This window comes from Lachnospira hominis (ex Hitch et al. 2025) (assembly GCF_040096395.1).
Classification (GTDB): Bacteria; Bacillota; Clostridia; order Lachnospirales; family Lachnospiraceae; genus Lachnospira; species Lachnospira hominis.
Genome location: NZ_JBBMES010000028.1, coordinates 1 through 15,585, shown reverse-complemented (window position 1 = coordinate 15,585; position 15,585 = coordinate 1). Strand labels below are relative to the sequence as shown.

The following is a 15,585-nucleotide window of genomic DNA, read 5'->3' as shown; positions in this document are numbered from 1 at the left end:
CCATAAAAATAACCTCCAAACTGAGTAATTTTATCTTACATCAGTTTGGAGGTTTACACAAACTTTGGGATATTCCCACAGCATCATAAACCGGCTTGATGTCACTTTCCTCCTCTTCAAGTTCATCTGCTATCAATGCAACAGACTTTTCCTTTTTTACTTTTTTAATAACAAGCTTAATTTTGCTTATCAATTCATTTTTCTCTGCAAGCTCTACAGCCATCTCCTCAGCCATCTCTTCCGCCATATCTCTGGCTACAACCATTCTGACTTCCTCTTCATCATAATCATATATACTCACTTCAACGACCTCCTCTCTGTGTTTCTCAAAGAAATCGACAAGTATATTCTCCTCTACACATTCGTCTATTGCCTCTGTAACTGCTGTTTTAACATCTTTATCTTCAACACCTGTCTTATATCTGGTTTTTTCAACAAATGTCATATAATCCCGGAGCGTCTTGCACTTATTCAGGATATCTGCATCACCATTAATATTTATTACCCGTACCTTTAACTCCATTTCGGGATTGTCTGTATATTCTTCAAACATATCTGACAACTTGATTATCTCTTCTTTTTCAATCCACTTTTCTTTTCCATTATAAAATGTAATGAAATGCGGAACCGGAATTTTCAGCATACTTCTTCTATGAAGTGTACTGTTACTAAATATCTGTCTCATTACATCTGATACATAATGAAGAAATCTTAAAGGCATATTCGGATTCTTTGACGACTGCTGCTCAAACATATATAAATTCATGCTTAGCAGAAATGAAGCATCATTTTTATACTTCATATACGAGCCGCCATTTAATGTAGTTACCTGTAAATCATCCACATTTTTATAAGATGAATTGTTAAGTGCATTGTACAAATCCAGCAAATTAGCTTTGTCGGCATACAACATGCAGAATACATTATCCTTAAATTTTGCTGATACATTGTCTTTTTTCTCTGCCATAGATATCCTCCTTTTGTTTAACAGGCTGATATCCACACACATACTAATATTATTATTTATTAGTATATTATCATTTGCAGATAATGAAAACAAGCCTGCTGTAGTCCAATTAATTTTTGTGGGATTCATGCTGAATGAATACTCAGCTCTGATAGACAGCTAAATAGAAATATATTTATAATTAAAATACATATGCTGTCCATAAAAAGAATTCTTTTAATATATTAATATCACACATAATTATATATGTCAATAATTTATTTATAAAATAATAAAAATAATCAGGCTGTGTCCAAATACATTTATACATGGAACAATCAGCCTGATTAACTTTATCATAATCTTATTTGAATGTATTTCATATTATTTTATTCTGCCTGCTGCACATCTTCATTTCCTGTATCAGTAGACTTTCCTTTAATCTTATCCTTTAATGCAAATGCTCCGGCAAGTAATGTACCTGAAATTGAATGCCATGTACATGATACTGCACAGATAATAGCTGATTCAGGTGTTGAAGCAAACTGGGCTGTAGTAGTTGCAAGATTAGTTGCAAGTCCTGCATTCTGCATACCAACTTCAATAGATATTGTTCTCTTCTTTGCTGTATTCATTCCTACAAGCTTTCCGGCGCCATAACCAAGCAGATATCCAAGTCCGTTATGTAAAAGAACAGCTACAAATATTACCGCTCCTGACTCAAAGAATTTAGCCCCCTGTGATGATACAACACCGCCGACAACACATGCAAGTCCAAGAACAGCTATACCTGGCATGATTTTCTGTATTTCTGCAAATATTTTTTTCTTTCCAAATAAATAATTAAATAAAAATCCAACGGCAACCGGAAGTATTACTGTTTCAACAATAGAAACAAACATCGGAAGTGCCTTGATTGAAATATGTGTTCCACTTGCAAGAAGTGATACAAGAAGTGGTGTCATAAATGGTGAAAGTAATGTTGATACCGTAGTCATTCCAACTGAAAATGCTACATCACCGCCACAAAGATATGACATGATATTTGATGAAACACCTCCAGGACAGCAGCCTACAAGTATAAGTCCAAGACCTATTGCATCTGAAAGTCCAAGAACCTTTGTTATACCAAATGCTAAAAATGGCATTATAAGATACTGTGCTATTGCACCAACACATATATCAAATGGTCTCTTTGCCAGTATTTTAAAGTCCTGTGTTGTAAGAGTAAGCCCCATGCTAAACATAATAATGCCTATAATTATTGACTGGCTTGTGAATTTGTTTGATGCAAAATCGACAAACAACTTGTGATTTACCCATGACATCATACCCGGTACAAAAAATGTCACAACTGCAATTGCGATAACTACTATTGAAGTGTAATCTGATAAAAATTTACTAACTTTTTGTAATGCTTTCATTACGTCCTCCTTGTTTTCCGAAGGAAAATGCCAGTTTCTTCTGCGAGCAGAGAACTTGCACTCCCCTTGTTTTTTTGTCCACTAAAAAAGTCCCTTTTCCAGCCATTAAGACTAAAAAAGGGACGAATATAATCCGCGTTACCACCCTGATTCTGCAGTATCACTACAGCACTTTACATACCTGCATATGCTATCCATATAACGGTGGAGACCGGCGAGGTTTACCGACACAGCATATACAGCTCTGCTTTCAGCCTGCTTCTTAGAGAGGATATCCTGATATGATTATTACCTGTTTACACCAGCCACAGGCTCTCTGAAAATAAATCAATAACAGACATTGTTCTCTTCAACGAATTTCGGTGAACATATTTTGTTTTCCAATGAGTATTATAGTCCTCATTTTCTATATGTCAAGCACTAAATTATAAAAATACGGACTGCACACCATATTGATGTACAATCCGTATTCATGTTGGAAAAAAGGTATTTATTACACTAATCCCAATATCTTAGGTAAGAACATAGATATTGCAGGGAAGTATGTAACCAGTAATAAAGCTACAAATATAATTGCAAAGTACGGTAACATGTACTTAATAACACTTTCAATAGTCACACCGCCAACACGGCATCCTGTAAAAAGAATTGTTCCAACAGGTGGTGTAATTGTACCAATTGATAAGTTGAAGCAGAGAAGGATACCAAAGTGTATCGGACTCATGCCAAATGCTGTACAAATTGGAAGTAAGATTGGTGTAAATATAAGTATTGCCGGTGTTACATCCATAAATGTACCAACTACAAGTAACAAAACGTTTATTAAAAGAAGAATTAAATATTTGTTAGTTGTAAGTCCGAGAATTGCTGTAGCAATCATATCAGGAATTTCTGTAAATGCCATTGCCCATGACATAATAGATGAAAGACCAATCATGAATGTTATAATACCTGTAGTCTTTGCTGACTCAAGAACAATTCTTGGGATATCCTTTATTTTAAATGACTTGTAAATAAGTGATAAAACTGTTGCGTATACTACTGCGATTGCTGAACCTTCAGTTGCTGTGAATATACCGCCAAGTATTCCACCAATTACAATTACAATAAGCAAAAGACTTGGGATTGCCTGCCAGAATGTCTTTAAAGCAACTTTTAATGTAACTCTCTCTTCTGCCTGATAACCACGTCTTTTTGCCATAATACCTGCAAGAATCATAACAGCACCGCCCCAGAGAAGACCCGGAATATATCCAGCCATAAAAAGGGCTGCAATTGATACACTGCCTGCAATGCTTGAATATACAATCATTGTGTTACTTGGTGGAATAAGCATTCCGACTGGTGCTGAAGCCACATTTACAGCAGTGCTGTAATTTTTGTCGTAACCTTCTTTTTCCTCTAATGGTCCGATTGTACTTCCCATTGCTGCTGCAGCGGCTGCACCAGAACCACTGATAGCACCGAATAACATATTTGCTACTACATTTGACTGTGCAAGTGCACCAGGCATCCTTCCTGAAATTACTTTTGCACAATTAACAAGTCTTGTTGCAATACCACCATTGTTCATTATATTACCAGCAAGGATAAAGAACGGAATGGCTATAAGTGAAAATGAATTTGAACCGGCAAAAATTCTCTGAGCTGATGTTGCAAAAGATACATCTGCCGGAATCATGCATATCATTGAAACTGCTGAAGAAAGTCCGATTGCTACACCGATAGGTGCTCCGATTATCAGCAATATAACTAATATTGTAACCATTACCAAGGCTACCTGTAATGCTATACTCATATGTATGTCCTCCTCCTGTTTATTCCTTGTTTTTCTTAAGTTCAAGTCCAATATTATAAATACTGTAGAATATAATAATCACACCACAAATAGGAATAATTGAATAAATAACACCTGTAGGAATGTGAAGAATTGAATCTAACTGTACAAGATTCATTCTTGTAATTACAAATCCGCCATATACCATAACAAGTCCTGCAAAAATAATTGTCACACATTCGATTATAATGCTTACTACCCTTTTTGCTGTTTTTGGCAGCTTATCTTTTATAACAGAAATATTAATATGTTCTCTCTGTCCAAACATGTAAGTTGCTGAAATAATAATCAGCCATACGAAACAATATCTGGTAAGTACCTCTGTTACACTGCTCGGGCTCTTAAAGAAGTATCTTGATATAACCTGATATGTTACCATAAGAACCATTGCTATAAATATTACAACACTTGAATATGCTGTTATTTTGTCCATTATTTTTTTTGCTTTAGTCATATCAATTCTCCTCCCTTAAAGATTCAACTTTATCATATATATTCTTAGTCACTTCTGACTGGCTTGAAATGCTGTCAAGGAGTGGCTGGCATTTTTCTCTGAATAAACTTATATCAGGATAAATGAAAATTGCTCCATGTTCCTCTGCTTCTGCCTTTGCTTCCTGTACAGATTTTTTAAATGCAGTAAATTCATAGTCTGTAGAATCATCTACAAGCTGGTCAAATATTGCCTTATCTGCATCTGATAAACCATCAAGGAAATTGGTACTTGCTATTACTACATCAGGATGAACAATATGTTTTGTATATGAATAATATTTTGCGACTTCATAATGTTTGAAATCTGTGTATACACGCTCACTATTTTCACCTGCATCAATAACTCCCTGCTGTAATGCTGTATATACCTCTGACTGCGACATTGCTGTACCAACACCCCCCATATATTTAACCATGCTAAGATATGTTGGAGAATCATTAACTCGTACAATCATACCCTTGAGGTCATCTGGTGTGTTAATTGGCTTATCTGCATAAATATTTCTCTCGCCGGCCGTATAAACTGTAAGTACCTCAAAATTAAATTTTCTTGTTGATTTGAATAATTCATCAAATATTCCTGCCTGTACAGATCTTCTTAAATGATCCATATCCTGATAAAGGTAAGGTGCTCCGACAATAGCAAAATCTGCATCATATCCTTCTGGAACTGAGCATGGAACAATTGCCATATCCAAAGCACCAGTTCTTATGAACTCTGCCATTGACCCCTGTTCACCTAACACACCATTAGGATAAATAACCATTTTATATCTTCCGTTAGTCGCTTTTTCAAACCTGTCGCCTAACTCTTTCATTGCCTTATACTGAGGATGATCCTCGTTCTGGTTAAATGCAACTCTTATAATTTTTACTTCTTGTCCGTCTGCTGTAGTTTTTGTACTACACCCTGTAAGTGCAGAACAGACTAATATACTCATGCACATTAATACCGCAATAAATTTTTTGCCCATAATAGCCTCCTCACGTTTACTTTAATAATTCAGTGCTTACTTTCACTACAACCTTTCTCACTGTCATAGGTTCGCCATCTTCACATGCCGGTCTGTGAACATCTGTTGGGAAGAACACGCAGAAACAGCCCGGAGTAGATGTTATAAACCCTTCATTTTCTACAGATTTATAAAAAATAAGATCTCTTTCATCAAACTTCTCATCAATCTCGTAACTACCTGTATCTGGCGTAAATCCCAACTTTTCTCTTCCTGACGCAAGGAACTGCACATCCAGATATTTTTCATGCACTTCAGGTCTTTTCTCACTTACAGGACCTGTCGCAGCATCAAACACCTGTGCATACATAAGTTTTCCCTCAATCTCATAAACACCAGCTTCCATATTTACAAAATCATTTTCTTTTAAATATTTAATTGCTCTCTGAACTGCCTTTGGATAATTAGTAAAATCGTCTTTAGAATTAATAGATGAAAAAATCATTATTTTATTTCCTTTCTTTCTCTGTCTTCCATTGCATGAACCATATTTACAATCATTCTGTGTGTCGGAACATCAACGCCAGTCTTTTCTCCGGCTCTGACGACGGCACCGCTGATTGTATTTACTTCTGTACGTCTTCCTGCTTTCAGGTCAGCGTATATTGACGTTTTTCCCTCAGGTGAATTAATAGAAGTTGCTCTTACTTTTTCAATAACCTCATTTTCATCAAAGGTAAGTCCTAATGCTTTTGCAACCTGCAAAGCTTCTTTTATGAGAGTTACAGTCATGTTCCATGCATATTCGTCTGATGCAATAAAACCAATTGGCACCTGAAGAACACCTGTAAGTGCTGAAAGTGATACATTTGTAAAAAGCTTATCCCATATCAGCTGCTGGATATTATCATAAATATGTGTGTCAAATCCACATAAATCAAAGCTTTCTTTAACTTTCTGAAGCATTCCTTCTTTATCAGGAACTAACATTCCAATATTAGTTTTTCCTTTACCACCGCGTCTTACATACGCATTATCAAGAACCGCCCCATTATCCTCTGTTGTTCCAATAATAATTCTTTCTTTTGGAACAAACTCAGATAAAATATCTTCATGTCCTGCCCCATTCTGGAGTGTCATCAAATAAGTATGTTCTCCTATAATGTGCCTGTTTTCTTCAAGTGCAGCTTTTGAAAAAAGTGATTTAACGAAAAGTATTACAAGGTCAACTTCTTCAAGATTTTTACTGTCTGACATTGCTTCAGGTCTGTAAACCACATCTTTGTCATTTTCAAAAAGTTTAAGTCCGTCAGCATTGATTTTCTCGATAATTTCCTGCTTCCTATCAATCATGTATACATCATTGTATAATGAAAGATGTCCGCCATATATTGAGCCCATAGCTCCCGCACCAAGAACCGCAATCTTCATAACTGTAATCTCTCCTTCAATGTGTTAAAATCTTATTTTATAATACCAGTTTCCTAACCGGCTATTCCACTCTTATCTTGAAAATTCTGCAAGTCCTTCAATTGCATATGCACGGATTGGACATGAGTCAAGTCCGTAAATCGGAAGTGGTGTATATGACATGAAAAATGTATCCTGTGTAAGTTTGTCCAAATTCTTTAATACTTCAAGAAATACAATATTTTCTGCCATACAGATGTCATGGAACGGTTTAACATCTTCATTGCAGTTTTCAATTGAAACTCCATCACCAAAACCTACACATTTAATCTTGTGGTCTACACACCACTGTGCTGTCTCACCATTTACAAGTAATCTCTGGTCCTTATCAGTATTTGTATCTGGTGTAAATGGGTCTATCTTGTAAGAAGAATCAATAATAAGAATATCTCCTTCCTTTACCCAGCCTTCTGTTGCTTTGTCAAGGTCTGCTGCACTGATATGTTTTCTATGAGGAAGTGTATCTTTAAAGTCTACATAAATTGCTCTTCCCATAAATGTTGTAAGTGGAAGTTCTGCAACTGATGGCCAGTTATCATCATGATGATAAGGACACTCACAATGTGTTCCGAGGTGGCTTGTAAGATCCATAGCTGTATGGAAATCAGGAATAGGACCACCTGTATTATATCTTATAAGGTGACATCTTCTTGACTCTGTCTTTGGATCAAGTGGCTTTGTAAGATCCACGATTTTTAAGTTTCCTAATTCATATGTTGTATTCATTCTTTTTTCCTCCTGAACTGTTTTAAATGATTTGTTGTTTTGTTGTTGATTGCAGTATACCAGTATACCGGTATAGAATCAATTATCAAAAATAGTCAAAGTTTTCACAATTATTTTAGCAAATTTAAACAAAACCGGGATACCGGTATCCTAATTTTAAAAATTATTATTGACCACAAATATATTTTGTTCTATTATTTTGTGTATAACGTACCACCACAAATAAATATATCTATTGTTTATATAGCGATATCTGATACACATATTCAGGAAGGAGTATCAAAATATGAAGATTATGTCTTCGCTTCAGCAGGAAGCATACAACTATATTAAAAAACTTATTCTCACAAACAAGCTGGATGTAAATATAATGTACTCCGAGACTAAACTTTCAAAAGAACTCGGTATATCAAGAACACCTATGCGTGAGGCATTGCAATGTCTCAGCCAGGATGGTTATATAGATGTAGTTCCGAGCAAAGGCTTCAGAATACGTCAGTTAAACCAAAAAGATATGAAAGAAACTATTCAGATTAGATGTGCAATAGAAGGTTTTTGTACTCACTGTCTGGCTTCTACAATAAATACTCCAAAAGGTCAAAAAGTTCTACGTGAACTTGAAAATATACTTGATTTACAGGCTAAAGCTGCAGAAAATAGTTCTACAGACGGCAATTATGAAGATTTCATTAATTATGACCACCAGTTTCATCTTCTCCTTGTAAATTATATAAACAATGAAGAAGTCAATCACATTTTTCAACGGCTTATGTACTTAATAAAACTTACTTCACAGTCAGCACTTGAAGTTGAAGGACGTGTTACAGGTACATTAGAGGAACACAAAAAATATTTTGATTATCTTAAAGCCGGTAACGGCGATGATGCTTACCGCATACTCATTAATCATCTTATGATGCCTCTTAATGTTGTTAAAACTAAAAAATAACGGACAAAAATCATATAAAATATTTAAAAAACAGGCAGGTATCTTATTAAAGTTGATAATAGAATACTTGCCTGTTTTTTATTTTATTTAATTGCTAATGATGCATCCGCAAGGCGGCAATACATATTTTTGCCATCATTTTCATTATCTTCTTTTGTCGAATTATTTATCTGTTCATTAAGCACTTTATCTACCGAATTTGACATATTTAGTTTTCTATTTGCTTTTGTATTTTTTGAACATCCTGTCGCTAAAATAATACAGATACATAACAAAATAAGTTTTAATTTTTTCTCATACTCACACTCTTCCTGATATTTTTCCAATTAGTGAACACACACAAAATGCAGCTATATCGACTGCAACAATCGTTGCTCCAAGAAGTGAAGAACACAATGCAATTAAAACTCCAACAATTAATGCGTATCTTACAAATGGATACTGAAAATAAAAAATCAATTTATCTATCATATTGCCTGTCTTCATACTCCTTCTTTGTTCCATAAAATACTTTATTTCCCGTATAAAGTACATGACTCGCATATTTAACTGAATCTTCAATATCATGCGAAATCATAATAATAGAGATGTTATCTTCTTTATTTAGTTTTTCTATAATTTTATACATCTCTTTTGAAGCCTTAGGATCCAGTGCTGCCACTGGTTCATCAAGAAGCAGTATCTTTTCTGTTGCACACAATGCTCTTGCAAGCAATACACGTTGTTGCTGTCCACCGGAGAGTTCCCTGTAACATCTTCCTGATAAATTACTGATTTCAAATTTTTCCATCATAGCCAACTGATAAATTATTACAATTAATCTGACTCATTTATCCTCCTATTGCAATGCTTCTTTAAGTACATTAATATTGCTCTTCATTACAGAAAGATATGTAACACCATTCTTTACATCTTTTGAAGTAATTGACTGTAATGAGTTAAGCTCAAATATTTTCTGATTTTTATTTTTTGTATTAGAAATTATTGTATTAGCTATCTTTTTACCTGATTTTTCAATTGTCATTACATTTTTAAGTCCAAGTTCATCTACCTTTTTCGCCAAAAATGATATAGTTTCAAAACTTACCTCACTCTCTGCAGAACAACCCGCAAATGCTGCATAATACTTTAATCCATAATCATCCACCATATAACGGAATGGGAATCTGTCTCCAAACAGCAAAGTCTTATTAGTTGAATTTTTTACAACATCCTGGTATTGATTATCAAGCTCTTTTAATTTATTTTTATAAACTGTTGCATTTGTACTATAAACATTCTTATTTTCTGAATCTATATCGCACAAAGAATCTACTATAGCATCACATAATTTTTCTGCATTTCTAAGTGACAGCCATACGTGTTCATCATATTCTTTTTCTTCATGTTCTAACATATCTTCTTTAATTTTATCATTTTTTGATAAATATTTTGATTTATTCTGACCGCATGCAGCAAGGCATAATAACGCCATTACCACTGCCAAAATTATAGAAATACGTTTTTTCATAAACAAAACCTCTGCTTTCTTACCACTATAATATAAAATTAAGCACAAAAACCAAAGGGGTCTGCTTTATCCCCTTTGCTCTCACAGAAATTTTATTCAATTATTCAGTCTTACATTTTGACGTATTGGAGAATTTTTTATTATAAATAAAGACCTGGTGAATACAGATGTCACCGCAACCACAACAATTAAACCAGCCACTTGGCTTACAACCGTACCTGTTGACAGTTCCTTTAACATCTGTTGTGCCTGCTGTATACATGCACAAACAGGACAGTCTTCACCATTACATTCATGATTTAATTCTTTTTCTATATAAAAAAGGCAAGCAACTCTGTCATTTGTTTTGTTTTATATTTAACTTTTGTCAAACCTTTGCCTCCCAGTAAATTGAAAATGATTTTCATATTCTCTTTTTATATTTTAGAAAAATAAGGTAAACAACATTTAATAAAATTCCGAATATTGTCGCTGCCGGTGCTGCAAATCCAATCTTTGTAAGACTTGCGTCAGGCTGAATACTCATATAATAAGCAAGCGGAAGACGCACAAGAAGTGTCTGTATAAGTCCCTGTGCCATAACCCATATAGTCTTATCATGTCCGTTAAAATATCCAATCATGCTGAAAAGAATAGCTGTCACTATTGTTTCCAATGCAAATCCTTTAAGATAATCATATCCCTTTTGTACAACAGCTGCATCCGTCGTAAATATTCCTGTGAGTATGTCACCTTTAAATATTATTAATAAAAATGCAATACATCCTATAACAAGTCCTACACCAATGCCTGTAAACATCGCCTTTTTGGCTCTTTTCTCATTACCAGCACCGACATTCTGTGACACAAATGATGCCATTGACTGCATAAGTGAACTTGGAATCAACATTGCAAAGTTTACAATTTTACAGGCAACGCCATATCCCGATGAAGCCTCAAGTCCAAGCCTGTTGATAAATGCACATAATGCCAGAAACGAAACCTGAGTAAGAAACTCCTGTAATGCAAGAGGAATCCCGATTTTTAATGCTCTTTTACAGTGTATATTTACCTTGAAATCACTTTTTGTTATCGTAAATATCTTATTCCTTTTTACAAGCATAAATAATGCCAGCACAACACTTACCGCCTGTGCAAATACTGTTGCTATTGCTGCACCTGCCGCATCCATTTTAAGACCGGCAACAAGCAAAAGGTCACCCACAATATTTATAACACAGGCAACTGCAACAAATATAAGCGGAGATTTACTATCGCCAAGTCCTCTGAAAATTGCAGATAAAAGATTATATGCCACAATAAAAAATATTCCACCGCCACAAATCTTCACATATACCGATGTAAGCCCTACAGCTTCTGAAGGTGCTTGCATGACAATGGCAATGCGGCGTGAAAAACATATCATCACAAAAAATAATACTGCTGAAATTATCGCAAATATTATAATTGAACCACCTATAACCTGCCCTATCAGCTCCTGCTTCTTTTCACCTATATATCTTGCAATAAGCACCGTTATGCCCATTGCAAACTGTGTAATTACAAATGTCACAAGATTAAGTACTTGGCTTCCTGTTGAAACGGCTGACAATCCGGAAGTTGTACCGAATCGTCCAACAACAAGCAAATCAACTGCACCATACGCAGCCTGCAGTATCAGTGCACCGAGTATAGGCATCATAAACGGAATTAACTTGCCAAGTATGCTTCCCTGTGTAAAATCCGATTTTGAATTATTCAATGTCAACTCTCCTTTCACTCATTACTTTATAAAACTTTTCTATTGTATTAATCATAGAATCAGCCTCTTCCTCTGAAATACCATCAAGATATCTGCATAAGCGGCTGTAATAATTTTTATCATATTTTTCAGACAGTTCTTCACCTTTAACTGTAATCTCAATATATGTTATACGTGCATCCTCATCAGACGAAATCTTCTTCAGATAACACCTTTCTTCCATCTCTTTGACCGTCCTTGTAACACCCGGACGTGGTATTGCAAGGGAATCGCTTATGTCAGAAATCTTGACCCTCTGCACTCCATTTCCCTGCAATTTGTGAATTGTATCCATATACTGTATATATGCCGGCTTTACTCCATCTGGCAGCTCCGGGAGAAAATCACGGATTCTTTTTGCCAGAAAGCACGCATCTAACATTCTTTTTATTTTTTCTTCTGTCATAAATACTTCCTTTCATTTTAGCCGCATATAGTTATCTTTGGTAATTACCTTTGATAATTATATATTTAAAAAATATAGAAGTCAATAACAATCTATGCACATTTTATTGACTTCTAATAAAATTATTCTTTTCAGCATGCGGCCTTTATAAATCTTGCCTTTAATATCTCATCAGTTTTTTTGTACACAGCATCCGCAAATATCTTATGTGCCTGTGCGTCAAGATGTTCCTGATCAGTCTCACTGCATGAAACAAAATCCTGTGCCCTAAGAAAATGTATATTATTTTTTAATGCTATTTTTTCATAAACTGCCTCAAGATTTTTTGATACCTGTATAGATTCTTTTGAAAATTCAACATCAAAGCCTTCTTTATACACATTTTCACCAAGATATATCGGAGAAATCAACAAAATATCGCTGTCAGGACTGTAATTTTTTACCTGTTCAAGAAGTGTCTCCACTCCTTTTCCGATTATGCCCGCAGTTGCTCCGTAAACGGTCTTGCAGTCATTAGTTCCAAGCATGATTATAATAAGGTCAAGCGGTGTGTGACTTTCGAGAATTGCAGGAAAACTCTCACTTCCGTTGCGTCCAGCACGGAATACATCGTCAAATATTGTTGTCCTTCCGCACAATCCCTCTTCTATAACATTGACATCTCTTCCAAACTTTTCTGCCAGAATACTGGTCCAGCGTACACCCCACGGAAATCTTCCGCTCTTATCAGGTTTATATCCATATGTATTAGAATCTCCAAAGCACAATATCTGTTTCATAAAACCCTTCCTTTCCACAGCATGCCGCTGTCTCCCAATAAATTTTGACAATTATGTAAGTATAATATATTCCGCTTTCAGCGTTTTATATCATACTTATTCGGTAGGGTTAGTATAGATTAAATTTTGTATACTGTCAATACTGAATTTAAGAATTTGGCAATTCTTATAAAAACAATCTGCCTCGTCAATATATGCAACTAACTCAAAATACAGGCAGACAAAATAATGCAGAAAAAAGAACATTATTCGTCAAAAACAGATTTTGTATAAATTTATAAATAATGCTGTCGCATATTGGAAAGCTTAATCATTTCTATGCGACAGCATTATCTTTTTATTTTGCAAGATATGCAACAGCTGAAAGAGCCGCAACATTTCCTTCCCCCGCAGCTTTCACATACTGGTATGGTGCTCCTGTTATATCTCCACACGCAAAAAGTCCTTTGATATTAGTTGACATGTCACGCTGTACCAATACCTTGTTTTCTTCTGTTTTAAGTCCCGGAACAAGTGTCTTAGGAGCTACATGTTCCCTCATCACAAATATTCCATCAAATTCATAGCTGCCGCCTGCCTGCGTTTCAAGAATAACTTTCATTCCGTTCTTTTTTATTCCAACAGGTTTTACAGCAGACAATACCTCAATATTTTTGATTCCAGCAAATGTACCCTCAACACCATTTGAATCTTTATACATCTTTATATATGTCACTTTTTCAGCAATCTCAGCAAGAAACTTTGCCTCTGCCTCTTCTTTATCCGAAAATGCAATTACTGCAGCACTTTTTCCACGATAAAATGCAGCATCACATGTCACACAGTAGCTTACTCCCTGTCCGAGATATTCTTCTTCACCCGGATATGCATTTACATTAGAAAGTCCTGCTGCCAGAATCACGCTATCTGCCTCATAACTGCCATTTTGCCCCTGTAAAACAAAATAATTTCCAAGCGAATAAACTGCATTAATTTTATCCTCAGTTATTTCAATCCCCATGCTGCCAATATGTTTTAAAAATGCTTCTTTTAGCTGCTCACCACTCACAGCCGGAATTCCCGGATAATTATTAATAAGTGACGCTTTTTCTATTTTAGTGCTAAGTTCACGGCTTCCTATAAGAATAATATTTTTATTTCTCACTCTTGCTGTTATCGCCGCTGATATTCCAGCCGGTCCTGTACCTATAATTGCTATATCATATCTATCCATATTGTCTCCAATCACCTTTTATAAGAATCTGTTTTTTCATATATTTTTATAATAAAACATAAATTTATAAAGAAATCAATATTTTATTAATCATAACAGGAGGCTTCGTTTGAATCAACAATTAAAACATACCTTAAAAACTTACGGCAGGGAACTGATATATGCCCTTATAATACCACTTGCTGCCGGTGCTTTTTCATCTGTCCTTACTCCCGACAGCTCAGAAATTTTTAACATGCTTAACAAACCACCGCTATCACCTCCCGGCTGGCTTTTTCCTGTTGTATGGACTGTCCTTTATATATTTATGGGGCTTGCTTCTTTTCTTGTATACACATCCGATAAATACACAAAACCCGCACTCACATTATATTGTACCCAGCTTTTCCTTAATTTTATGTGGTCAATTATATTTTTTAATCTGCAAATGTATCTCGCAGCATTTTTCTGGTTATTTTTGATGTGGTTTCTTATAATAATCACAATTGTTCTTTTTTATGAAATCTGTAAACCCGCCGCATATCTTATGATTCCATATCTTGTATGGGTAACATATGCCGGATATCTTAATCTTGCAATATATATGCTAAACTAAAAAAATACAAAACCGGTCTTAGCTGTAAGACTATTTCCTACATTACTAAGACCGGCTCTGTTGCTTTTATATTCATTAAAATTAATTATTTAAAAATAGTTTTAATGAACTCTCTAAGCTCTTAATCCTCTTTTTTTGTTCTTGTCATGAGAACATATGCAGCTCCGATAAGAGCAATTCCCATAACTGTTACAAGTGGCATGATTGTTCTCATTGCCATATCACCTGTTGAAGGTGATGAAGGTGTTGTATTTGCATCACCTGTTGTACTTCCTGCGTTGTTACCATTATCAGCTGATGGTGTATCAGGTGTTGATGGTGTGCCTGGTGTTGATGGTGTGCCTGGTGTTGATGGTGTACCAGGTGTTGATGGTGTGCCTGGTGTCTTATCAGCATCTGTGTAAACAATTGCATATGTTGAGAATTCACTTGTACTGAATGTAATTGTTCCATTCTCTACTGTTATCGGAGTCACTTCTTTTGCTTCTCCATTATGAATTCT

General features: G+C 35.1%; 18 protein-coding genes, 1 pseudogene and 1 other annotated feature. Of the genes and pseudogenes, 2 read left to right on the top strand and 17 right to left on the bottom strand.

Going from position 1 to position 15,585, the window contains the following annotated elements; translation table 11 throughout:
* Nucleotides 1-40: 40 nt before the first annotated feature.
* The 8 genes from WMO38_RS14370 to WMO38_RS14335 all read right to left on the bottom strand — a co-directional run bounded on the left by WMO38_RS14370 (nucleotide 41) and on the right by WMO38_RS14335 (nucleotide 7,851).
* Nucleotides 41-967, bottom strand: coding sequence for an Rpn family recombination-promoting nuclease/putative transposase (locus tag WMO38_RS14370; protein ID WP_349163158.1), 927 nt, complete (start codon nucleotides 965-967; stop codon nucleotides 41-43).
* 368 nt (nucleotides 968-1,335) lie between these two features.
* Complete coding sequence (locus tag WMO38_RS14365; protein WP_349163157.1) at nucleotides 1,336-2,370, bottom strand: bile acid:sodium symporter family protein; 1,035 nt, start codon at nucleotides 2,368-2,370, stop codon at nucleotides 1,336-1,338.
* Nucleotides 2,371-2,485: 115 nt separating this feature from the next.
* Nucleotides 2,486-2,732: a binding site (T-box leader), on the bottom strand.
* A gap of 131 nt (nucleotides 2,733-2,863) precedes the next feature.
* Nucleotides 2,864-4,168 (bottom strand): TRAP transporter large permease, encoded by a 1,305-nt coding sequence (locus WMO38_RS14360; protein WP_349163156.1) that lies wholly within the window; start codon nucleotides 4,166-4,168, stop codon nucleotides 2,864-2,866.
* 19 nt (nucleotides 4,169-4,187) lie between these two features.
* Complete coding sequence (locus WMO38_RS14355) at nucleotides 4,188-4,661, bottom strand: TRAP transporter small permease (RefSeq protein ID WP_349163155.1); 474 nt, start codon at nucleotides 4,659-4,661, stop codon at nucleotides 4,188-4,190.
* Nucleotide 4,662: 1 nt separating this feature from the next.
* Nucleotides 4,663-5,676, bottom strand: coding sequence for a TRAP transporter substrate-binding protein (locus tag WMO38_RS14350; protein ID WP_349163154.1), 1,014 nt, complete (start codon nucleotides 5,674-5,676; stop codon nucleotides 4,663-4,665).
* A 16-nt stretch (nucleotides 5,677-5,692) separates the two neighbouring features.
* Nucleotides 5,693-6,160, bottom strand: a complete 468-nt coding sequence (locus WMO38_RS14345) for a NanQ anomerase/TabA/YiaL family protein (RefSeq protein ID WP_349163153.1) — start codon at nucleotides 6,158-6,160, stop codon at nucleotides 5,693-5,695.
* On the bottom strand, nucleotides 6,160-7,086 hold the full coding sequence (locus WMO38_RS14340; protein WP_349163152.1) for a ketopantoate reductase family protein: 927 nt from the start codon (nucleotides 7,084-7,086) through the stop codon (nucleotides 6,160-6,162). The genes WMO38_RS14345 and WMO38_RS14340 overlap by 1 nt, the downstream gene beginning before the upstream one ends.
* A 72-nt stretch (nucleotides 7,087-7,158) precedes the next feature.
* A complete protein-coding gene (locus tag WMO38_RS14335) occupies nucleotides 7,159-7,851 on the bottom strand; it encodes a cyclase family protein (RefSeq protein ID WP_349163151.1) in 693 nt (230 codons plus the stop codon).
* A 286-nt stretch (nucleotides 7,852-8,137) separates the two neighbouring features.
* Here WMO38_RS14335 and WMO38_RS14330 point away from each other — a divergent pair, with 286 nt between their 5' ends.
* The gene (locus tag WMO38_RS14330; protein WP_349163150.1) at nucleotides 8,138-8,800 is read left to right on the top strand and encodes a GntR family transcriptional regulator; all 663 of its coding nucleotides are present in this window, start codon (nucleotides 8,138-8,140) and stop codon (nucleotides 8,798-8,800) included.
* 83 nt (nucleotides 8,801-8,883) lie between these two features.
* Here WMO38_RS14330 and WMO38_RS14325 read toward each other — a convergent pair whose 3' ends face one another.
* The 8 genes and pseudogenes from WMO38_RS14325 to WMO38_RS14290 form a co-directional block, all read right to left on the bottom strand.
* Nucleotides 8,884-9,006, bottom strand: coding sequence for a hypothetical protein (locus WMO38_RS14325; protein ID WP_349163149.1), 123 nt, complete (start codon nucleotides 9,004-9,006; stop codon nucleotides 8,884-8,886).
* 157 nt (nucleotides 9,007-9,163) lie between these two features.
* A pseudogene (locus WMO38_RS14320) lies at nucleotides 9,164-9,271 on the bottom strand (metal ABC transporter permease); the annotation flags it as partial.
* Entirely contained in the window at nucleotides 9,261-9,593 is a 333-nt protein-coding gene (locus WMO38_RS14315) for an ATP-binding cassette domain-containing protein (protein WP_349163148.1), read from the bottom strand. The pseudogene WMO38_RS14320 and the gene WMO38_RS14315, both read right to left, overlap by 11 nt.
* A 45-nt stretch (nucleotides 9,594-9,638) precedes the next feature.
* Nucleotides 9,639-10,310, bottom strand: a complete 672-nt coding sequence (locus WMO38_RS14310; protein WP_349163147.1) for a metal ABC transporter substrate-binding protein — start codon at nucleotides 10,308-10,310, stop codon at nucleotides 9,639-9,641.
* A gap of 403 nt (nucleotides 10,311-10,713) precedes the next feature.
* Entirely contained in the window at nucleotides 10,714-12,051 is a 1,338-nt protein-coding gene (locus WMO38_RS14305) for an MATE family efflux transporter (RefSeq protein ID WP_349163146.1), read from the bottom strand.
* A complete protein-coding gene (locus tag WMO38_RS14300) occupies nucleotides 12,044-12,496 on the bottom strand; it encodes a MarR family winged helix-turn-helix transcriptional regulator (RefSeq protein WP_349163145.1) in 453 nt (150 codons plus the stop codon). The genes WMO38_RS14305 and WMO38_RS14300 overlap by 8 nt, the downstream gene beginning before the upstream one ends.
* Nucleotides 12,497-12,627: 131 nt before the next feature.
* Nucleotides 12,628-13,275, bottom strand: coding sequence for a GDSL-type esterase/lipase family protein (locus WMO38_RS14295; protein WP_349163144.1), 648 nt, complete (start codon nucleotides 13,273-13,275; stop codon nucleotides 12,628-12,630).
* A 337-nt stretch (nucleotides 13,276-13,612) separates the two neighbouring features.
* Nucleotides 13,613-14,488: an NAD(P)/FAD-dependent oxidoreductase gene (locus WMO38_RS14290; protein WP_349163143.1), complete on the bottom strand. Its 876-nt coding sequence runs from the start codon at nucleotides 14,486-14,488 to the stop codon at nucleotides 13,613-13,615.
* A gap of 109 nt (nucleotides 14,489-14,597) precedes the next feature.
* Between WMO38_RS14290 and WMO38_RS14285 the strand changes: the two genes are divergently transcribed.
* A complete protein-coding gene (locus WMO38_RS14285; protein WP_021865099.1) occupies nucleotides 14,598-15,083 on the top strand; it encodes a TspO/MBR family protein in 486 nt (161 codons plus the stop codon).
* A gap of 121 nt (nucleotides 15,084-15,204) precedes the next feature.
* Here WMO38_RS14285 and WMO38_RS14280 read toward each other — a convergent pair.
* Nucleotides 15,205-15,585 (bottom strand): hypothetical protein (locus WMO38_RS14280; RefSeq protein ID WP_349163142.1); only part of this gene is annotated, 381 nt, incomplete at its 5' end.

Bases quoted from the DNA above. Each gene is read 5' to 3' on its own strand.
- WMO38_RS14370 (WP_349163158.1), bottom strand. From the start codon at position 967: ATGGCAGAGAAAAAAGACAATGTATCAGCAAAATTTAAGGATAATGTA.
- WMO38_RS14365 (WP_349163157.1), bottom strand. From the start codon at position 2,370: ATGAAAGCATTACAAAAAGTTAGTAAATTTTTATCAGATTACACTTCA.
- WMO38_RS14360 (WP_349163156.1), bottom strand. From the start codon at position 4,168: ATGAGTATAGCATTACAGGTAGCCTTGGTAATGGTTACAATATTAGTT.
- WMO38_RS14355 (WP_349163155.1), bottom strand. From the start codon at position 4,661: ATGACTAAAGCAAAAAAAATAATGGACAAAATAACAGCATATTCAAGT.
- WMO38_RS14350 (WP_349163154.1), bottom strand. From the start codon at position 5,676: ATGGGCAAAAAATTTATTGCGGTATTAATGTGCATGAGTATATTAGTC.
- WMO38_RS14345 (WP_349163153.1), bottom strand. From the start codon at position 6,160: ATGATTTTTTCATCTATTAATTCTAAAGACGATTTTACTAATTATCCA.
- WMO38_RS14340 (WP_349163152.1), bottom strand. From the start codon at position 7,086: ATGAAGATTGCGGTTCTTGGTGCGGGAGCTATGGGCTCAATATATGGC.
- WMO38_RS14335 (WP_349163151.1), bottom strand. From the start codon at position 7,851: ATGAATACAACATATGAATTAGGAAACTTAAAAATCGTGGATCTTACA.
- WMO38_RS14330 (WP_349163150.1), top strand. From the start codon at position 8,138: ATGAAGATTATGTCTTCGCTTCAGCAGGAAGCATACAACTATATTAAA.
- WMO38_RS14325 (WP_349163149.1), bottom strand. From the start codon at position 9,006: ATGTCAAATTCGGTAGATAAAGTGCTTAATGAACAGATAAATAATTCG.
- WMO38_RS14315 (WP_349163148.1), bottom strand. From the start codon at position 9,593: ATGATGGAAAAATTTGAAATCAGTAATTTATCAGGAAGATGTTACAGG.
- WMO38_RS14310 (WP_349163147.1), bottom strand. From the start codon at position 10,310: ATGAAAAAACGTATTTCTATAATTTTGGCAGTGGTAATGGCGTTATTA.
- WMO38_RS14300 (WP_349163145.1), bottom strand. From the start codon at position 12,496: ATGACAGAAGAAAAAATAAAAAGAATGTTAGATGCGTGCTTTCTGGCA.
- WMO38_RS14295 (WP_349163144.1), bottom strand. From the start codon at position 13,275: ATGAAACAGATATTGTGCTTTGGAGATTCTAATACATATGGATATAAA.
- WMO38_RS14290 (WP_349163143.1), bottom strand. From the start codon at position 14,488: ATGGATAGATATGATATAGCAATTATAGGTACAGGACCGGCTGGAATA.